The 20,525-nt window shown below is 59.8% G+C and carries 13 protein-coding genes; 6 read left to right on the top strand and 7 right to left on the bottom strand.

Translation table 11 applies throughout. The annotated features are described in order from the left end of the window. Window positions 1-144: 144 nt before the first annotated feature. The 3 genes from ACFLEY_RS39990 to ACFLEY_RS40000 all read right to left on the bottom strand — a co-directional run bounded on the left by ACFLEY_RS39990 (window position 145) and on the right by ACFLEY_RS40000 (window position 4,642). Window positions 145-1,506, bottom strand: coding sequence for an HlyD family type I secretion periplasmic adaptor subunit (locus tag ACFLEY_RS39990; RefSeq protein ID WP_011090398.1), 1,362 nt, complete (start codon window positions 1,504-1,506; stop codon window positions 145-147). Further along, window positions 1,503-3,188: a type I secretion system permease/ATPase gene (locus tag ACFLEY_RS39995; RefSeq protein ID WP_171901322.1), complete on the bottom strand. Its 1,686-nt coding sequence runs from the start codon at window positions 3,186-3,188 to the stop codon at window positions 1,503-1,505. Before ACFLEY_RS39995 ends, ACFLEY_RS39990 begins: the two co-directional genes overlap by 4 nt. A 152-nt stretch (window positions 3,189-3,340) precedes the next feature. Beyond that, window positions 3,341-4,642 carry a calcium-binding protein gene (locus ACFLEY_RS40000; protein WP_249163435.1) on the bottom strand — a complete coding sequence of 434 codons (1,302 nt, stop codon included), beginning with the start codon at window positions 4,640-4,642 and terminating at the stop codon, window positions 3,341-3,343. 1,002 nt (window positions 4,643-5,644) lie between these two features. On the opposite strand from ACFLEY_RS40000, the gene ACFLEY_RS40005 reads away from it, so the two are divergent. Together ACFLEY_RS40005 and ACFLEY_RS40010 are read left to right on the top strand one after the other, a co-directional pair. After that, window positions 5,645-6,634, top strand: a complete 990-nt coding sequence (locus tag ACFLEY_RS40005) for an NADP-dependent oxidoreductase (protein ID WP_074076801.1) — start codon at window positions 5,645-5,647, stop codon at window positions 6,632-6,634. A 75-nt stretch (window positions 6,635-6,709) separates the two neighbouring features. After that, window positions 6,710-7,381 carry an HD domain-containing protein gene (locus ACFLEY_RS40010; protein WP_011090403.1) on the top strand — a complete coding sequence of 224 codons (672 nt, stop codon included), beginning with the start codon at window positions 6,710-6,712 and terminating at the stop codon, window positions 7,379-7,381. Between the two features lie 1,378 nt (window positions 7,382-8,759). Here the strand turns inward: ACFLEY_RS40010 and ACFLEY_RS40015 are convergent. Further along, the gene (locus ACFLEY_RS40015) at window positions 8,760-9,005 is read right to left on the bottom strand and encodes a hypothetical protein (protein ID WP_039184876.1); all 246 of its coding nucleotides are present in this window, start codon (window positions 9,003-9,005) and stop codon (window positions 8,760-8,762) included. Between the two features lie 351 nt (window positions 9,006-9,356). Between ACFLEY_RS40015 and ACFLEY_RS40020 the strand changes: the two genes are divergently transcribed. After that, window positions 9,357-10,117, top strand: a protein-coding gene (locus ACFLEY_RS40020; protein ID WP_110115998.1) for an IS5 family transposase whose coding sequence is annotated in 2 segments (ribosomal slippage) — window positions 9,357-9,696 and window positions 9,696-10,117 — 762 coding nt in all. Because the reading frame shifts where the segments join, the coding sequence is not laid out codon by codon here. Window positions 10,118-10,315: 198 nt separating this feature from the next. Here the strand turns inward: ACFLEY_RS40020 and ACFLEY_RS40025 are convergent. The 3 genes from ACFLEY_RS40025 to ACFLEY_RS40035 form a co-directional block, all read right to left on the bottom strand. Beyond that, window positions 10,316-12,106: an NAD(P)/FAD-dependent oxidoreductase gene (locus ACFLEY_RS40025; protein WP_060912887.1), complete on the bottom strand. Its 1,791-nt coding sequence runs from the start codon at window positions 12,104-12,106 to the stop codon at window positions 10,316-10,318. Window positions 12,107-12,423: 317 nt separating this feature from the next. Next, window positions 12,424-13,764, bottom strand: coding sequence for an adenylate/guanylate cyclase domain-containing protein (locus ACFLEY_RS40030; protein ID WP_028176057.1), 1,341 nt, complete (start codon window positions 13,762-13,764; stop codon window positions 12,424-12,426). A 676-nt stretch (window positions 13,765-14,440) separates the two neighbouring features. Then, entirely contained in the window at window positions 14,441-15,388 is a 948-nt protein-coding gene (locus ACFLEY_RS40035) for a transglycosylase (protein WP_396604407.1), read from the bottom strand. A gap of 521 nt (window positions 15,389-15,909) precedes the next feature. Between ACFLEY_RS40035 and ACFLEY_RS40040 the strand changes: the two genes are divergently transcribed. The 3 genes from ACFLEY_RS40040 (at window position 15,910) to ACFLEY_RS40050 (ending at window position 20,391) form a co-directional block, all read left to right on the top strand. Continuing rightward, a complete protein-coding gene (locus ACFLEY_RS40040; RefSeq protein WP_396604408.1) occupies window positions 15,910-17,085 on the top strand; it encodes a L,D-transpeptidase in 1,176 nt (391 codons plus the stop codon). A gap of 1,004 nt (window positions 17,086-18,089) precedes the next feature. Next, window positions 18,090-18,851 carry an outer membrane protein gene (locus ACFLEY_RS40045; protein ID WP_028176054.1) on the top strand — a complete coding sequence of 254 codons (762 nt, stop codon included), beginning with the start codon at window positions 18,090-18,092 and terminating at the stop codon, window positions 18,849-18,851. 326 nt (window positions 18,852-19,177) lie between these two features. Continuing rightward, window positions 19,178-20,391 (top strand): IS3 family transposase gene (locus tag ACFLEY_RS40050; protein WP_396604971.1). Its coding sequence is split into 2 segments (ribosomal slippage): window positions 19,178-19,454 and window positions 19,454-20,391, totalling 1,215 coding nucleotides; the frame shifts between segments, so codons are not numbered across the junction. The last annotated feature ends 134 nt before the right edge of the window (window positions 20,392-20,525 follow it).

A 20,525-nucleotide genomic window follows, 5' to 3' on the forward strand; every position in this document is an offset into this window, starting at 1 on the left:
CCTGATAGACCACATCCGTCATTGCCTTGCTTCGAGGCGCGCTCGACGCAACCGGAACGAAAATCATCCTGTGCGGACGGTAGTGCCTTACTGCATTCATGCACGGTCGCCTCCCTCGCAGGCCGGCCCACCCCTCACCAGCGCCTAATTCTCCCTGAACGCACGGTTGATCCGTAGCGTCATCGGCTGCAAAAGATATTCCGCAAAGGTTCGTTCCCCCGTCTCGACAAATATCTCGACAGGCATTCCAGGCATCAATGTGGAGATGTAGGAGGCTGTCGGCGCGTTGGGGTCCAGCTCAACCTCGGCCAAATAGGAGCTCTCGCCGGAACGGGTGTCGGTCAGCGCGTCTGCCGCAACGCCGACGACCCTTCCCTCGAGCATCGGCCGGCGACGAACGTTCAGCGCGTGAACCCGCACACGCGTCATCTGTCCGACATAGACCTCTTCCCGATCGGCAGGCTTCAATGTCGCCTCGATGACAAGCCGATCTTGCGTCGGAACGATTTCCAAAAGGGTTTCCCGAGGTCCAAGCACGGCATTGAGGTCCCTGCTGTTGAGGCCGACGATCCTTCCACTTTCCGGGGCACGCAATTCGGACCGGACAAGCTGGGCACGCAACGCGGCAATTCGATGTCTGAGGTCACCGATTTCCTCGCTCGTCGCATGCCGCTGCTTGGCGATATCCTGATTTTGGTTGAACCCTAGTTGCCGGCGTCTGTCCTGCAACTCCGAGATCTTGCCCTGCATCTCCGAAATTGATGCGGCATTGCGATCGACCTGTCCGGCAGCCTCGGCTTCCGCGCGTTGCAACGCCAACACACGTGGTTTCCGGGCGAGGCCCTTTGCGAGGAGATAGCTCGTGTCGGCTATCTCTTCTCGCAAAAGTTTGAGTTGCTGTTCAAGTCCTTGAGTGTTGCTCTCCAGGCCGCGGATGGCGTCCGCGTTTTGGAGCATCTGCTGATCGATCACCTTGCGCTCGTTTTCAATCGCGGCCAGTCGCGCGGCAAATTCAGCCTCCTGGGTTTGAATGGCGATACGTGCGGAGAGACGGGTCGCACTTTCCCGCAATTCGTCCGGAAACCGGATTGACTTGGCGGCGTCTTGCTCCGCCGCCAGCCGGGCCTCCATCGCCAGGTCGGCAAAGAACTTCGTTTCGAGGGAACCAAGGGTCGCTTCGATCTGCGCGGTGTCGAGCCGTGCAATGAGTTGACCGGCTTCGACGTGATCGTTCTCCCGGACATAGATCGATTTGATGATTCCGCCTTCCAGATGTTGCACCGCCTTGCGCTTTGAATGGACCTTGATGAATCCCGGTGCCACGACGGCGCCGCGGAGCGGAACCGTGGTTGCCCACAATCCGAAGCCGCAAAATTGCAGGACGAGCAATACACAACCCCAGGCGATGATCCGTCGCATGTCGGATCGCGGTTGCTCCGTCGGCCACGTCTTCGACCGGCCGGCAACAGGCGCGGACATCGCGGAGGCATGACCGGTCTGCGTCATGGAATGACCCTCCTGCCTGGCAGCCTCTGAGGTTCGACATTGCGAGGGGGCCCTGGCGAACCCGGTACCGGTGCCGGCCGCTGGGTACGAAGAACCTCATATGGCGGTCCGAAGGCGATCTGGTTGCCGTCCCGCAACAGCAGCACGGCATCGGCGATGGTCAACAGCCGCGGCCGGTGGGTGACGATCACCGACGCTGCGCCGCGCGCTTTGGCCGATTGAATGGCGGAGCACAACGCTTCTTCGCCGTCCGGGTCGAGATTAGCATTGGGCTCATCCAGCAGGATCAATTTGCGATCGCCGAAGAAAGCGCGTGCAAGACCAAGGCGCTGACGCTGGCCCCCGGATAGCCTGCAGCCGTCGCGGCCGATCTCGGTCTGGTAGCCGGCCGGAAGAGACAGGATCATCTCATGCGCCTGCGCGAGCATGGCCGCCGCGACGATGGCCTCGTCCCGTGCGCATTCATCAAACCCGGCAATGGCTTCGGCCACCGTTCCATCCAGGAGCTGCACGTCCTGGGGGAGATAGCCGACGAATTGCCCAAGCTGGTCGGGATCCCAGGTATGGAGTGCTGCGTGGTCCAACCGGATCGTACCGCTGGTCGGCCGCTCGAGGCCTGCCATCAAGCGCAGCAATGTGGATTTTCCAGCACCGGTCGGTCCGATCACGACGATAAGTTCGGACGGACGGCATTGAAAGGATATGCCCGCGAGAATGGGACGCTGCGTCCCGCCAATCCGGAATGTCACCCGTTCGACCTGGAGGATGCCGGATGGCGGCGGAAGCAACGTCTTCCGCGGACGCGCAAGCACCGGCATCGCGGCGTTGCAGACTTGCGTCCAGGCGTCCTGCGCAGATGCCAGCGCGCGCCAGGCCGAGACTAACCCTTCCATGGGCTGCAATGTGCGCGCTATCAGGATCGAGCTCGCGATCAGACTGCCGGACAGCACCTCGTTCTGGAGCACGAGCCAGGCACCACAGCCGATCGCGGCAATCTGCAGGATGGTCCTGACCGTTCGCGCGGCGGCGCTAATCGTGTAGATGCGTTCGCTGGCCCGCACCACCGGAGACAGGGCTTCGTCATTGAGGCTCATGAACGCGCGGATGGCGCCCCGGGTCCAGCCCATCGCCCGCACCACGCTGGAGTGCCGGACGATTCCATCGAGCAACGCCTGCGTCTTCAACGCGGCCTGCGAAGCCTGCGCAATTTCCCCGCGCGCGATCCAGTGGCTTGCAACACCCATCGCCAGCAGGACCCCAACCCCGATCAGGGCTATGACGCCATACCAGGGGTGCAGGAAGAACAGGATGACAATAAACACCGGGAGGAATGGAGCATCTATCAGCGATGTGACCGTTCCGCTCGACAGGAAACTTCTCAACTCGCGAAGCTTGACGAGATCGTGCTGCCGGCCGTCGCCCGGCGCCGCGCCGGTGATGCTACCTTCAAGGATGATCGGAGCGAGGCAGTGCTCGAACCCGACCGCGAACCGGCTCAACAGACGGTTACGAAACGTGTCGAAGGCGGCGCTGAAGGCGAGAGCGCCGACGGCGATGATGGTCAGGCCGACAAGCGTCTCGACGCTTCCGCTGCTGAGCACGCGGTCGAACACTTCGATGGAATAGAAAGGTACGACCAGCAGCAGCAGGTTTACGGACACACTGAAACACACGATCCACACCAATGCGAATCGTCCCGGAATTAAGGCCACCAGCAATCTCTGACCAGATGCTGGGATCGCACCACGGTTACGCGAATACATAACTTGCCAGCACTATCACTGACTGAGATGAGGGCGGGGCGGCCTAACAGCCGCCCCGCTACTAGTCGGCGCTAGACAACTTCGATCGCCGTATAACCGGCGGCATTGTTGATATCATCGATCGACTCGAACGGTGTCGCGCCGCCCGAGACGCCGTCGAGCTGGATTGTGCCGAAGCCGAAATCCAGCACCGTGTTGGTGCCGTCGTCGTCCACGACGACCGTGGCCGGGTCAAAGCCTGCCGGAGCATCGACATGAACGACATCGCCATCAGCGGCACTGAGGTCGGTGACCTCATCATTGCCGAAATTGGTCGCCGTACCGTCACCGAAATTGTGCGTATCGGTACCTCCGCCGCCCGTCAGCACATCGTCGCCGAGCCCGCCGCTGAGGACATCGGCGCCGTTGCCGCCGCTCAACTCGTCATCGCCGGCATCGCCATTCAGGGTGTCGTTGCCGGCCCCTCCCGATAGGGAGTCGGCCCCGTCTCCACCGTTCAGGACATCGGCGCCGTCGCCGCCGGCCAGCGTGTCGTCTCCGGCGTCGCCGTTCAGCGTGTCGTTGCCGGCTCCGCCGCTGAGTTCGTCATCGCCGTTACCGCCGCTCATGGTGTCGTTGCCCGCACCGCCGGCCATGAGGTCGTCTCCGGCATCGCCGAACATCACATCGTTGCCGCCGCCGCCATCCATGAGATCATCGCCGGCATCGCCATGCATGGTGTCGATACCGTCGCCACCGTTCAGCGTATCGGCGCCGGCACCACCGTTCAGGATGTCGTCGCCCGTACCGCCATTCAGCAGATCATTGCCAAGTCCGCCGTTCAGCGCGTCGTTACCGGCGTCGCCATTCAGAGTGTCATCCCCGAGGCCGCCGTTAAGTACGTCGTTACCGTCGCCGCCGTTCAATACGTCATTGCCGGCGTCGCCGCTCAACGTATCGTCGCCGGCGTCGCCCCACAGGGTGTCCGCGCCTGCGCCGCCATGGACGTCATCGTTGCCGTCCCCGCCATGGATGCTGTCGTCGCCGGCGTCACCAAAGAGGTGATCGTCGCCGGTTCCACCATCGATTGTATCGATGCCCGCGTTTCCATGGATGGTGTCCACGCCGGCATTTCCGTTCAGCGTATCGTCGCCCGCGCCGCCATTGATCGTGTCATCGCCATCGCCACCGGCGATCGTATCGATACCGGCATTTCCATCCAGGGTATCGTTGCCGGCACCCCCATCGATGTTATCGTTGCCCGGACCGCCGCTTACGGTATCGTTGCCGTCGAGACCCGTGATGGTGTCGTTACCTTGCAGGCCATTGATCTGATCGTCCGCAGCCGTACCGGGCAATACATCGTCGCCTGCTGTTCCGTTGATGAGTGCCATGGTCTCCGCTCCCTTTGCATGGAAATGCGCGACGCGGGTCGGATTGCGGCCCGTCATGGACGTCGCAGATTTTGGGTTTGGCTTGATGCCCATCACCGATCGATGTGGGCTCCGATCAAGCAACCTTGGATGAAAGAAGAGCGATCCAGCAATCCCCATTTGGGGACAAAAGAATACGGCAAGCTGGTGGACCCAATGACGGCCACAGTCTTCGTCTCAGGCGCGAACGACCCTCACTCGTTCAACCGATGAGTCCGTCAAGGTGATGTCGGCGTGCGAGCGGAGATGACGGTGGTGCTGTTACGAGAGGTGCTGCTCGATGGCTCTGGCTTCAACTTCTTCGCACTTGCTCGGGAATCATTCGGATCGTGCCAGTGGCGAGGAATGAACGCTGGAGCCTTACGCACGTACATTCAAACTAATGAATTCTGGCGTCGAGCCACCTCCAATCAGCTCAGCTACAGTGGTGCAAACCCCGGGTCTGCGATCCTGTTAAATCAGCCCGGAGACCGGTTGCAGCGCTTTCCAAACCCTGCACGACCTATTTGCCCAGAAAGTCGACCTCGAGCTGCCGCGCCAAATGGGCTGGTCGGCATCTAGGCTGCCCGGAATCTCGCTTGCCTCGCTGCAGACGGTCGCCGACGCAGAGTCGCAGCACGACTTGCCGATCTGACCACATGCCAGCGTGGGAGCGTGCCCACGACTCTCGCTTCGGCCTGATCCCTATGTCGACGCGGCCAGAGATTGCTCACAACGGAAGTTGCAGCAGATCTCCGCAGCACAGAAAGTCTGACATGGCCTTGAGATCCTGACCTTCTAAAGGTTGGGTTCTGCAAGTCGCTTTGTCAGGGCCCTCGATAGCACCCGATAAGAGCGCCCGTTCGCGCCGATCTTGTCAGGAAACGACGTGAGGCTGTCCTGATCCGTAGGATCGGGTTTGTTGTTCAAAGCAGCGCCCCGTGGCCACATGCGGACAAGCCAGCTAAGCACCAGGAGTTTCAGATGATTCCGAGCAGCATGATTCGTGACGCTACTGAAGAGCGAACTCTTTCAACAATGATGGCCTGGCGCGTTCGCGAGTTCGGGCCACCAGAGATCATGAAGTTCGAGCGCGTTCCACGGCCCGAGCCAGGCGCTGGCGAGGTCCTGGTCAAAGTCAAAGCCGCTGGAGTCGGACCATGGGATGGCTGGATCAGGGCTGGCAAGAGCGCTTTGCCGCAACCGCTTCCTCTCACTTTGGGTTCAGATCTTTCTGGTGAAATCGTCGCCATGGGCCATGACGTTGCCGAGTTAGCTGTGGGAGATCAGGTGTACGGTGTTACGAACCCGCAGTTTGTCGGGGCCTACGCCGAATACGCTGTCGCTTCCGCAGGGATGGTTTCGACTAAGCCAACCTCGCTAACCCACGTCGAAGCCGCCTCCGTTCCTGTCGTTGCCGTCACCGCATGGCAGGCATTGTTTGATCACGCCCAACTCAAAGCAGGTCAAACGGTGGTCATTCAGGGAGCGGCCGGTAACGTAGGATCCTATGCGGTTCAACTGGCTCGTCAGGCAGGTGTGCAAACCATCGCATCCGTATCGACGGAGGATATTTCCGCCGTGCGCGACCTCGGCGCAAACACCGTGATTGATTGCCGGACCCAGCGCTTTGAGAAAGAAGTACAGGACGCGGACGCTGTTATTGATCTGGTCGGCGGCGAAACTCAAGAACGCTCATTCCAGGTCCTTCGTCGCGGCGGCAAGCTGATTTCGGCAGTGTCTCGCCCGGGTCAGGACCTTGCAAAGCGCTACGGTGTTGAAGCCGCCTTCTTTCTGGTCAACGTCAGGAGCGAATGTCTGACCAAGGTCGCTCGCTTCATCGATGGTGGAAAACTACGAACAAACGTGGGGACAGTCTTACCGCTCGCGGATGCGCGCGAGGCTCATTTGATGCTGGAACGCGTGCGGCCTCAGCCGAAAGGAAAGATCGTGCTCGACGTCGGAGCGAGTTGATCAGGATAACGTCGCAGTTGCGCTCCCGCGCAATGCGCAGCCAAGCCCCACAGTAATCCTAGAAAGGACGCAACAATGACAGCCCGAAATCTCGCCCAGGCTCTCGTCATTCCCGATTCCTTGCTCGCGAAAGAGGCGACAGACATCCTGCGCGAACATTCCACCGATCTGCTGTTCAATCACTCGATCCGCGTCTACCTGTTCGCGACTGAGCAGGGTCGTCAGAGGAATCTGCGCTTCGACCGTGAGCTTCTGTACGTCGCCGCCGCATTTCACGATCTCGGCCTGATCAAGAAGTTCTCGAGCCCAGACGAGCGCTTCGAGGTCGATGGCGCAAATGCCGCACGGCAGTTTCTTAGCACCCATAACATCGCTGAAGATCAGATGCAGACCGTCTGGGAAGCAATCGCGCTGCACACCACTCCCGGCATCCCGAAGTATATGGGTCCTGAAGTAGCGCTCCTCAATTCCGGTGTTCTTCTCGATGTCATTGGAGTGGGGTTCGAGCAATTTCCTGCGGAGCTGCGCGAGGAAATCGTCGCCAAGTACCCGCGCACGAATTTCAGAGAAGGCTTCATTCAGGAGTATTTCGCCGGTTTTGCGCACAAGCCAGCGACCACGTACGGCACCGTCAACGCCGCCGTTTGCGAGCGTTTCATCCCGGGGTTCAAGAGTCCCAACGCCTGCGACCTGATCACTGCTTCTCCCTTCCCGGATTCCCAGCACAAGACTCACAATCATGACTAGTACCCACTTTTCTTGGAACGTGAGTCGTGATTCAAGGTCGGGATAGGAAGATCTTTAAGTGCAGCTTATTTCCTCTCGAATTGTTCCGTTCATCGATACTCAATCCCTCTCCGAGAGCCACGCCAGAGAAGCGTTACTGCATGACAATCGCAGAGGCTTCGTCCTCGATCTTTCTAGCGGTGATTTAGCATCGGCCAGGGAAGAACGCGTCTTGTTTCTAGAACCGCGACAAGCTCTGTTATGGCTAAATGAGTCCTCAGAGGAGCCGGGATCATTTTGGGTATGAGGCATTACGTCCCGACTTAGACACGCAGCCAATCCCCGGACCACACCTTGCCTATGGTTCCTGTCGACAAGGCCGAATGTTTTCGTGATTGGAGCCGGTCGCATTCAAAGACAATGCCGTGATCCTGACGGCGCAGACGAGCAGCGTGATGTCTGGATGCGCGCGCCGTGGGATGAGCGAAGGCGTTACAGCGGCCGTTGCCGGATGGCGCGCTCAAGATTGTGATGCGTGGAGCGGAGAAGGAAGTTAAGGCGGCGGGCTGAACGGGAACAACTGGTTGGCGATCTCGTCGCTGCGCCATCCAACCGCGCCAGCCCAGCCTCAATCACGACGATGTCTTCCTCGATCTGTCGAATAGTGCTCGTGCAGTCGATCCCGGTACATGAATTGAGATCTGCGATAAGTTTGCGGCGCTGTGTCCGAAGCTCATCAAGAGCGGCTTGGTCCTATTGAGCTCGCCAAAAATCCACGCCGAACCAGTAAAAAATCTCTGAGTGAGAGTCGACGCCCCTCGACTTGGAGTCTCGCCTGTTCGCGGACCTTCTCGTAGCCTGGTGCACTGCCCCGATCAGGGCGCCATTGCAGGGGGATAGGCAGCGTAGCGAGCGCCGCCATAGTGCCCGCACCTCGCCGGACCAGTTCTTCAATCTGGGTCTTGGCTATCCCTGCGACAAGCGACAGGTGATCGTCGCTGCGCCGCCTCGACGCACAGGGCTCACGCCACCGGCAGATTTCACAGTGCTCGATCGGGTCGGGATAGAGACCGCTATGCGAAGGCGAAGCCGCAAAGGTCTCGAGGCTTCGCCTGATGCGCCGATAGAACGCTGCAAAATCAGCCATGCGATACGCCTCCGGCAAGCATTGCGTCCCCGGCGTCACAACGTGGGCCTTCTCCGGGGGCCTCTGCTGCATCTTCGCCAACAAGTCCGAGTTAAAGACTGAGTTGCAGGACCGTGTTGCCTTTGGTCTCGCGCGCTAACTTGGCGTCCGTGACTTCGTAAGACCAAGCGCCCAAGCCGCTTGGTATCTCGACCCGACGCAGCACATCGGCGCGACCACTCCAATGTCCATCCTGTAATGCCGCTTGGACGATCACTGCGTCGCCGCGGACCATCGCCTAGCGACGGAGCCGCCCTGCTCGGCAAGATGGTCGACGAAGCCCCGCTCGTGGATCTTGCCGCGCTCTGTCAGCGCATCGAGAGTTGGGTCATCGCGGACCCTTGGCCTCGCCAGCTCGCCTTGCGCGACCTTGAGATCGAGGTACGTAAGGTAACGACAATTCAGGTGCCCGACCAAGTCGCCTGCGCTGAAGACGATCGCCGCGCCGTTCTTTTGCATCTATTCCCCCGCGACTGCTGCCGGGGACCTAAGGGACACGGCTTTCGCAGCAACGATACCGGCCTTCAGACGGGCGCAAAAGGCCTTCGGAAGTAGAACACGCAAAGCGAAAGAAGCCGGCTGCGAGCCGAGTATCGACAGAAACAGCCGCGCCTTCACCCATCCGATCTTTATGTGACAATTGGGTTTTCGGACCACCGGAGCCCGCAAAGCAAACAAGGCGAGATAAGCCACAATGCGCACATCAGTTGTTATGGAAGAAGTCGGCCATAGACCGACCTCAAACTAGGGTCTGTACCTAAATAGCGCCACGTGATTCTCTTGCCTACGTGTTGATTCGGGGGCGAGAGAATGCGCGCTGGTTTGTTTTGGCTGAACGACAGGCAATGGGCGCGTATCGAACCGCATCTGCCGAGGGGACTGACGGGGCCGGATCGGGACGACGACCGACGCATCGTCAGCGGCATCATTCACATGCTGCAATCGGGTGCACGATGGCGTGATTGTCCACGTGAATACGGCCCTTACACGACGATCTACAATCGCTTCAATCGCTGGGCCAAGCGAGGACGATGGTGCGCAATCTTCGAAGCGCTGGCCAAGCCTGGCGAAGACGGCGTCGTACTGTCGCTCGACTCGACCTCGATTAAAGCTCACCGGTGTGCCTCCGGCGGAAAAGGGGGGAGCACAATCAAGCAATCGGCCGCTCGCGCGGAGGCCGCACGACAAAAATCCATGCGCTGAGCGATCCGCTCTGCCGGCCGGTCGTCCTGCATCTGACTCCAGGCCAGGATGCCGATATCGCTGCGGCTCCCGATGTCCTGGCGCTCGCGCCACCCATGAGCGTGCTCCTCGCCGACAAAGGGTATGATGGCGACAAGCTTCGCGGCGAAATCATTCGTCGTGGCGCCAAGCCCGTAATCCCCAATAAATCTAACCGTGTCGTCATCCATCGCTTCAACAAACGCGCCTACAAAGGACGAAATGTCATCGAACGCTGCTTTTGCAGGCTCAAGGACTTCCGGCGCATCGCCACGCGATATGACAAGCTCGCCCGTAATTTTTTGGCCGCTGTTCATCTCGCCGCTCTCGTCGCATATTGGCTCAATTGAGTCTGGACCCTAGACACCGGGCCAAAATCTATCTTGATCTCCGCCTTGCATTGCCGGCTCAACCGGTCGACGCGACACAGGCGCTAAAGCTGGCGCAGCGGACCAGTGGATCTTCGATGCGGGGTCCGCACGAGCTTGTCAGGCCCATGCGGCAATGGGCCACGCCAAACCGCGAACCCAACCATGTGCTACGAAGCTTTATGCCTTGTGATGAACGGGCTGCAGGCCATAGACCGGGGTCGGAACGCCCTCATAGCGAGCTTTCAACTGTAGGGACAGGAATTGCGAGTAGTGACGCGACTGGTGCAGGTTACCGCCGTGGAACCATAACCCTTCCTGCTGCGTCGGACACATGTTGCGCTGTTCGCCTTCCCATGGGCCGGGATCCTTGGTGGTATTCGAGCCTAGTCCCCAGACCTTGCCGACCTTGTCGGCCATGTCCCGGCTGATCAGGTCGGCGACAAAGCCGTTCATCGAACTGTAGCCGGTGGCGTAGACGATCACATCGGCGGGCAGCTCCTTCCCGTCGTAGAGTCTGACACCATTGGGCGTGATTTCCTCGACCTGGCCTGCGACCAACTTGACCTTTCCGTCGATGATGAGCTGCGAGGCGCCAACGTCGATGTAGTAGCCCGAGCCGCGACGCAAGTACTTCATGAACAGACCGGAATCGTCGTCGCCGAAGTCGAGCCGAAAACCGGCTCTCGTCAACCCTGCATAGAAATCGGCGTCATCCTGGCGGATCTTGTCATAAACCGGCTTCTGCAACTGATGCAGGATCTTGTAGGGCAGCGAAGCGAAGATCAGATCGGCCTTGGCTGTCGTCATTCCACCGCGGACCGCGCGCTCTGAATAGAGGTCCGCGATGGATGCCATCAGCGAATCCGAGCGCACGATATGGGTGGTCGAGCGCTGCACCATGGTCACGTCGACGCCGGCCTCGTACAGCGCGGCGCAGATGTCATGTGCCGAATTGTTCGAGCCGATCACGACGACCTTCTTGCCCTTGTAGCGATCGGGACCTGGGTGGCGCGAGGAATGGTGCTGTTCACCCTTGAAGGTGTCCATACCCTTGAATTGCGGCATGTTCGGCTTGGCGGACATGCCGGTCGCGAAAACCAGCTGCTTCGGCTTGAGCGTAATCTCCTTGCCATCGCGCTCGACGACAACCGTCCATTCCTTTTTGGCGTCGTCCCAGTCAGCGTGTTTGGCCGTGGTGCCGGTCCAGTAGTTCAGCTCCATGACCTTGGTGTACATCTCCAGCCAGTCGCCGATCTTGTCCTTGGGCGAAAACACCGGCCAGTTCTTCGGAAAGTCGATGTACGGCAAATGATCGTACCAGACCGGATCATGCAGGCAGAGCGACTTGTAGCGGTTGCGCCAGGAGTCGCCGGGACGGGCGTTCTTCTCGACGATGATGGTGGGCACGCCGAGCTGGCGCAACCGCGCGCCGAGTGCGATGCCACCCTGACCGCCGCCGATGATGAGCACGTACGGCTGCGTCTTAAGGCCGAGCTGCTCGGTTTCCTCGTCCCGCAATTCCTTCCATGTTTTGGCGCCGGGATTGACGCCATGGCGGGCACCAAGCGGCCGGGTGAAGCCCGCCTTTTCCTCGTGACCTTTCAGTTCGACCATCGTCGTCAAAAGCGTCCAGATCTGGTTCTGGAGACGGACTAGACCGTAGCCGCGCGCGACCTCGGTCTCGAACGTGATCCAGCATTCGATTACGCCGTCGGCTTCAGTAGCGCTTTCCGCGTCGGCTATTTTCCAATTGCGTGGCTTTGCTTGTGCCAAGCAGGAGTTGAGCATCTCGCGGATCTGATCGCGACCTTCCATGGTCTTGATGTTCCAGGTGAAGGCAACGAGGTCGCGCCAGTAGCACTCGGGTGCGAACATCGCTACGGCGGCGTCCAGGTCGCCCGCCACAAGCGCCGCTTCGAATTTGTCGAGAAAGGCCTGGATGCGCGCGTTAAGCGTGGTGTCGAGCATCATTTCCTCCCAAGAAGCTTTTTGATCTTTCCGCAATTGTTGCAAGCTTATCCGAACGATCGGCCGAAACCAGACTCGCGCGGATCAACTTTTTCGCAGCGCTTCTGATCGGATAGCGGCACCTTGCCGCGGTGCGTCAGTCCGCAAATTGCTCATGTTTCGTGGTCACTTTGCCGAAAATTTGTCAGCAAGCGGATGATAGGACCCACTCTTTTGCGAACTGCCGGTCCGACCGAATGTCCGCTTTGCGCGAGGACCCGCCATCCGGCCAAGTCGCTTGTTGACCCGAAGCAGGTGCTTTCCGCAACCGACAAGGCCTAACGTGCACATTCTTGAACTGCGAAAAGCCGCCAGCGGCCGGGGACGCCCTTGAGAGTATGAGAACCCCGGTCCGAGCATTCTACTCTTGAGCCAGCGATCAGGTCCTTCACGGTGCTGGAAAGAAGTATCTCGCCAGGATCAGCGCGGGCTGCCACGCGCGCACCGATGTGCACAGCGATGCCAGCCACGTCGTCGCCTTCAATTACGCACTCGCCAGTATGAATACCGCAGCGGATCGCCAACCCCAAACTGCCAACCACGTCCCTGACCGCGCGCGCGCATTTGATCGCGCGCGCCGGGCCGTCGAAGGTTGCGAACACACCATCGCCGGCAGTGTTCACGACGCGACCGCCGAGACGCGCGACTTCCTTGCTAACGAGCTGATGATAGTTGTCGACCAGGTCGCGCCAACGTGAGTCTCCGATCTCCGTGGCGCGCTGGGTCGACTGGACAACATCAATGAAGAGGACCGTTGCGAGAACGCGGTCCGCCTCCAACATCGGAGTTTCGCCCGTCAGAAATTCTTGGATCTCTGCAAGCAGCGAATCGGCATCGCCGATCCAGAGCATGTGATCGTCGCCGGGCAGCTCGACGAACTTTGCACCCGGGATCTGCCCGGCCATGTAGCGAGCGCCCTCGCAAGGCTGCAATCGATCGCCTCTCCTGTGGAGGATCAAGGTAGGCACCCTGATCGTCGGAAGGATCGCGCGAATGTCGACCTCGACATTCATCCGATAGAGCGTGATGCCGGCGCCTGGGCTGGCGGCTATGCGCATGAACTGGGCCCACCATTGACGCACCCGTTCGTCATTGGCAGCACTGGGGGCCAGCGTCTTGAGGCCGATCGGTGTTCCCCAATGCTTTTCGTAAGCATTGAAGGCGGCTTCGTGCTGCTCACGTGTGGGGCCCCACGGATAGTCGTCGGTGCGAATCCACTTGGCGTAAGCGCCATACATGATCAGTGCGGCGGTGCGCCCGGGATAGGTCGCGGCAAACAGCGTCGAAAGCGGCCCCCCCTCAGAGATGCCGAAGATGACGGCGCGATTTGAACCTGCTGCGTCCATGACCGCGCGGATATCATCCATCCGCATTTCGAGGGTGGGCAGCGCGCTCTCCGCGACGCGGTCCGACAGGCCCGTGCCGCGCTTGTCAAAGACGATGAGGCGACTGAAAGAGGCCAAACGGTTGAGGAACCTGGCTAATGCGGGATCTTCCCATTGGTACTCAAGATGAGAAATCCAGCCATGAACCAGCACCAAGTCGATGGGCCCATCACCAACGACTTGGTAGGCGATGTGAACGTCGCCGCTCTTGGCGTAGTGGGTTGCAGGGACCATAGCCTGGTACCCGTCGGATTACGTCATTGTCGCCCACGACAACTACACTGCGCAAGTCCACGGCGGAGGATCAATGCGTCAATACGGCTTCCCTGATGCGCCTGCCCAAGATCAATCAGGCTTCGCCTTCTGGTCCTTAGCCGTTGTCGACTATCTCGCCAGATGTCCGCTTCGCGTCCACGAGCGGATTCGCAAGTGAGATGTTATGAAAGAAGTCGGTCGATGGCCGACGTCCCTTTTGATGCGTTTAGCGGATCTGAAAACATCTGGGTTGCACGTCAGCGATGGGCCAGAAGGGAGGGCCGCTCTTGGGCGCAAAGCGGACACAAGGCGAGATCTGCATGTCGCCGAAGGGCCGATAGTGTTGCAAAAGTCGAAAGCTGAACGACGCCGAAAATCTCGCAAAAGCTGATTTTAGCCAGCTCCACCACTGCAATGCTCCGTAGCGCCCATACGAAGCTCCGTGGTCGTTTTTGTGGGAAACGATGTGGTCCCTCATATCGCCGCGTGCGAAGCGCAAGCAGACATCGGCACCTGATCGATCACCTCGCTAGCGCGCAGCAGGAACGACCCGAGCGCGTCGTTGACGACGTAAAGTGCATCCGCGCGACCAGCGGCGGTGAGGCCCCGCTCGGCCCGCGGGTGCGGCAACTCCTGCCAAACACTCAACGGAAATTTACTGGTGCGCCCGCTCGGCATCGGCGGTGGCGGTGGCGGTGGTCATGTATTTCGAATAGAAATGAGCAACCCGCTCGCGCCACATTCCGACGAACGCCTCCGACGTTAGCTTCTCCACCGATTTCCACGCCTCTTTGACGGCCGGAAGCGTATTGCGCCAGATCGCGCGCCTGCACCATTTTTCGCCCTTCTCCCTGCCTTCGCTGGTGGCGCACATCGATTTCCAGGCTATGCGCTTGGGTTGGCTGAGGTGCTCCGCGGCGCCCTCCCAGCCCTGCTGATGGATCAGGTAGAGATCGTTCAAGTCCGGCTCCCTGTGCGTCACCCACTGAAACAGAATGCCTTCGATGATGACCTTGTAGGCTGCCGCAACGGCATTATCGCGGGGATTGAGAATGTCTCCGGAGCCGAATTTGCCGAACTCGTATTTGCTCAGCTGGAACAGTCCGATATACGACCCGGTGCGTTGCTTGGGGTCGAAACCGGACTCGACCTTAGCCACCGCCTTCATGAAAGTGAAATCCAGACCGAAAGCGTCGGACGCGCGTTTGATCTCTTCCACCGGCGTTCCGACCGGGATGTCCTTGAACGAACGCAAGACGATCGCAGCCGGCTTCTCGGCAGGCGGCAGTTCGGACCAGACATAACAAATGAGATACCGAAAATCCTGCGGCCCCGAGTTGGAGGAACCGCCGGATGCACCACACCTTGTCGGCGCCGGTTGGGCGACATCACGGTGGCCCAAGCCCACCGATTCCTGCACAGGCGGTAAATCGGCCGACAGCATCTGCGACGGATCGGGCAACGCGACGATCGATTCCGGCTTATCCGATACCGCCGTCGTGTCGGTGGTCGTCCCTGCCGCGGGTTCGGCGGCCGTCGCCACTTCGGTGCTAGCGACAGTGGCGTTCGCGACAACGGTGTTTGCGACAACGGCGTTGGCCATTGCGATTGCCTGCGGTTCATCCGCGAGCCGAGCGGTGGCGGCGAGAGATGCTGCGCGGTCCTCGATTGGCACTGCGCGGGCGTTCTCGGTGCCGGCCGAACCGAAGCCAGCCAGCCAACGATCCCCCCCGCGAGAACGACCGTCCCGCAAAACGTTGGCGCCACTATCGCAAATCGCCGCGGGTTCATGATGCCGTCGCCTCCATAGGCTCCGCCGGAGCCGTGTAGAAAAGCCAAGCATGCGAAGAGGCTCATTCTTGGGATCAATGTGGGTCGCGCAATGGCGCAAACGGCCGCTCGTCAATTTCTCCAAAACATGTTGCCCGATTGCAACGCGCCGATCACAAGCAATTGCGCCCGTCTCAACGGCAACTCCCACCGTAATTGTGAGTACGGTCCTATTTTCGACCCACTGCGACCAGATTTGAAGGAGAGGCTTGGCGCGCTGGTCGGGATGACGCATCAGGCGTCGGCTTCGCGCATCGTTTCGAAACGATGGAATCGTGCCTATTGGACCGGGCGATGTTCGCTCAGGGATTACGAGCAATGCAGCGCGCGATAACAACGGCTGTATTCGCCATCTTCATGCTCCCTGCGGGGATCGTACACGCTCAATTTCTGTTTGAACCCCAACACACGTTCTGGCCGGGCCAATACGCTCACAAGCACCACCACCGGCAGACAAACTCTGAAACCGCGCCCGAGCCCCTTCCGAAGGGCCCGCTCCAGATCATCATCTCAATAGCAGACCAACGAGTCTCGCTTTTTGACAACGGCGCCCTGATTGCACGCTCTTCGGTGTCCACGGGAATGGAGGGGCATCCTACGCCCCTCGGCGTGTTCAGCGTTATCAGCAAACAACGATGGCACCGTTCAAATATTTATAGCGCCGCACCCATGCCCTACATGCAACGCATCACCTGGTCAGGGATAGCGTTGCACGCCGGTGTCGTGCCTGGGCATCCGGCGTCACACGGCTGCATCCGTTTGAAGAATGATTTTGCCGTTCGACTCTGGCATCTCACGAAGCGCGGCACGCGCGTGATCATTGCGCACGGTGATGTCCAGCCGGTCGAGATAACCAATCCGCATCTTTTTCAAGCGAAAGCCGCGTCCGCTTCGTCGGAATTCCAGACTGCCACCGTCGCAACCAAGAGCATCGGTACAGCCGCAGCAACGCAGGGATCACTGGTGTCAAACGCGGAGACTCCGGAAGCCGCCAGTCTCCAGGTGCCGGGCTCGGTTCCCGCTGCAAGCGCGCCAAAAAAAATCGTCCCAATCTCCATCTTCGTCAGTCGTAAGTTGAGCAAGCTGTTCGTGCGTCAGGGATTCACGCCGTTGTTTGATGTCCCGGTCAAGATCGAAAATTCGGAGGAGCCGCTGGGAACACACGTGTTTACCGCAATGGAATTCCAGAACGAGGGAACGGCTATTCGCTGGACCGTCGTGTCGATTCCGGACGAATTTCCTCGCATCGAGGGTGCCACGAAAGGGCGCGAGGCGCCCGTGAAGCAAACCGCCCTATCGGTACCGTCGCCCGATCAGGCCAACGCTGTCCTCAACCGCATCGAAATACCTCAGGATACGGTTGAGAGGATCTCTAAACTTCTGACGCCGGCCTCTTCATTGATTATTTCCGACAACGGATTTAGCCATGAGACCGGAAAAGACACGGATTTCATCGTGGTAACGCATTGATGCGGCGACGCAACCCACCAACAAACGACGCCGCTGCGCAACCCGTTGGAATTGTTCGACCGCAATTCTGGTGCAAAATTCTTGATGTCCGCACCTAAGCCAAAACGGCGCGAGGTCCGTTCTGGGTCACGAGCGACAAACCTCACGTTGAGCACAACGAGTCCGCTCTTGCCTCGGTCGCCGACATGCGAGCGGACATGAACTTCTGTCGCTAAGGGCCATAAGCCGACCTGCCAGGGGGCAGGGAATGCTCCGATGAGCGGCAGTGGTGGCATGGCAGACACGATCGAACCGGCTGGGCGTTACCAGCGGCACTTGGTCACCTAGCAGGCTCACCGTCGATCAGGCGAAGGGGGCGGCCCCGGTTGGCTTCGCTGGCAGCGGATGCCAAAAACTCATTTAGCAGGTGTCGTTTGATCCTGATCGGTTCACGCTCGCCTTGGGAAGCGAGTAAGAGAACGCGCTCGGCAACTTCCACCGCAGATCGCTGCTGCTGACGAGTGAATGACGGACTGGAAAGAACGTCGTCTAGAACGTCGCGGAGCATATGTACTGTTTCCGTGTCGTAAGTCATGCGCCGAATACCCCGCTCGTCGAAACAAGATGCGTCGTAGTGATGGCGCAAGCGAAAGGAAGTGAAGCGTCGCCGGGCTCGAAATAAGCGTCCCGGCAGCGCTTATTCTCTAACTGAGCGCTGAAATCCCAGTCGTCCTGCATTGTGCAATGGTCATGCCACAGGCTTGTGACGCCGGTTCGCGCCGGGGTTCCATGCAACAGTCGAACGGCGACCGGAAGCCCCGATCGCGATCTACAGTCCCGTAATATGCACGTTGACGTGCATTTGGTTCCCAGCAAGTTCTTAATATATATAAAGAATTTCCGCTAGATATCTGCGCTGAGTGTTGCAGCTTAGCTACATCAACCTTCAGGCGAACGGGATAGCGTTGATTCCTCAGGTGGGCGTCGTGCCTTTTTTGAACTTCTTTCTGGGGAGATTTCTCGTAATGAAAAAGCTTCTGATTGCCGCGGCCGGGATGATGGCCGTGGGTCTATCCGCCCCTGCGTCGGCGGCTGATCTGGCGGCCCGTCCCTACACCAAGGCGCCGCCCCCGGTGGTCGCGCCGATCTATGACTGGACGGGATTCTACATCGGTGCCAACGGCGGTTGGGGCCAAAGCCACAGTTGCGTGGATTTCGTAACTGCCCTTGGCACGGTCGCGAGCGGGTGCGGTGATCGGTCGGGAGGCGTCGTCGGCGGGCAAATTGGATATCGCTGGCAAACCAGTCAGTTTGTGTTCGGATTGGAAGCCCAAGGCGATTGGGCCGACCTCAAGAACACGCGGGTGAGCCTGTTCAATCCGACGCTCTCAACCACGGCAAAGACTGACGCCATCGGTCTGTTCACCGGGCAACTCGGTTGGGCTTGGAATTCGGCGCTGCTCTATGTGAAGGGCGGTGCGGCTGTGACCAGCAATCGCTTGACTATATTCGACAACACCACCGGGATCGGTCTGGTCTCGGCGGATAATACGCGCTGGGGCGGTACCTTGGGTGTCGGCTTTGAGTATGGCTTCACGCCCAACTGGTCGGTCGGTGTTGAGTACGACCACCTGTGGATGGGGCACGCAAATAACTCCTTCTCCGTGGTCGATCCGCGCCTTGCGGCGGTACTCAACGACCGGATCAGCCAGGACGTGGACATGGTCACCGTTCGGTTCAACTATCGCTTTGGTGGTTACGGGGCTCCGATCGCGGCGAGATACTGATCGCTCCAGTCTGTGCAAACCAAAGCCCCGGCTCGCCGGGGCTTTTTTGCGGGCTATGAATTGCTAGCGTCTGAGGTGGGTCAAAATGCGAAGGACTCAACGTAAGCTCGGGTCTGCTATGCCCCGTTGAATGGACCTCAATGAGGCGTGTCGCCGCTTCGCTACCGGAAGTCAGGCGTCGAACTCCGCGAGAGCATGACGATCTAGCAATTCGATCCGCCGCTGAGTGTTTCCGTCAAAGCGCAGCAGCGCTGAAATGGACCCCGGTTTTGGGACCAGAGGCTAAGTTGGAAAAGGGCCGCTCCGTTTGATAGACGGAGGGCATGATGACGAAGAAGACACGACGGAAGATCGACGCGGCGTTGAAGGCAAAGATCGCGCTGGAAGCGGTGCGGGAGCAGGCGACGGTGGCCGATCTGGCCCAGCGCTATGAGGTTCACCCGAACCAGATCTATGCCTGGAAGAAGCAGCTGCTGGACCAGGCGGCCCGGGCTTTTGACGCGGGTGTCGGGCGCGAGAGCGAGGAAACGCGCGAACGCGAGATCGAGAAGCTGCACGCCAAGATTGGACAACTGACAGTCGAGCGCGATTTTTTAGCGCGGAGGTCCGGAAGATGAGCACGCCGGACCGTCGAGGAATGCTCGATCGCGCCGACCAGGCGCTGTCGATCCGCCGGCAATGCATGTTGCTTGGCATCGCCCGTTCTGGGGTCTACCGGCCGCCACAGCCGGCCAACGACAACGACCTTGCCCTGATGCAGCGGATCGACGAGCTGTTCACCGCCTGGCCATTCCTGGGCTCGCGGCGAATGACCGCGATGCTGAAGGCTGAGGGGCTTCAGGTCAATCGCAAGCGCGTGCAGCGGTTGATGCGCAAGATGGGCATCGCGGCGCTGGGACCGAAGCCGAACACGACAAAGCCGGCGCCGGGCCACAAGATCTATCCCTATCTGCTGCGCAACATGACGATCGACCGGCCGAACCAGGTGTGGGCGGCCGACATCACGTATCTGCCCATCGGCCGCGGCTTTCTCTATCTCGTCGCCATCATCGACTGGGCGAGCCGTGCGGTTCTGGCGTGGCGGTTGTCGAATACGATGGACGTCTCGTTCTGCGTGGCGGCTCTGGAAGAGGCGCTGGCGACGTACGGCACGCCGGAGATTTTCAACACCGACCAGGGCAGCCAGTTCACCAGCGTGGCCTTCACCGGCGCGTTGGTGGGCGCAGGGATCAAGATCTCCATGGATGGCCGCGGTCGTTGGATGGACAATGTCTTCATCGAGCGGCTGTGGCGGTCGCTCAAGCATGAGGACATCTATCTCAAGGGCTATGCCGACGGCCGCGAGGCCAAGGCAGGGATCGCGAGCTGGATCGCCTTCTACAACGATCGTCGCCTTCATCAGTCCCTCGGCTATCGCACGCCGATGGCGGTCTGGCGCGAACGGATGCAGGCCGCGCAGGCTGTGGACATGGTGGACAACGCTGACGCGTTGACCACATGCCCACAGCAATTCCAGCAGAGAGAGTCTCTGGCTGCGTGATAGAAAGGGATCAGGAGCGATCCGTTTCCAACTAACAAACCGGTTCAACCGGTCCCGCTCCGCGGGTCCATTTCAGCGCTTCGTCTCGAAGTATGGAAAACGCGCGGGAGACACGCGCGCCAATATGAACGGCA

Source organism: Bradyrhizobium sp. YCK136 (assembly GCF_044570075.1).
GTDB lineage: Bacteria > Pseudomonadota > Alphaproteobacteria > Rhizobiales > Xanthobacteraceae > Bradyrhizobium > Bradyrhizobium diazoefficiens.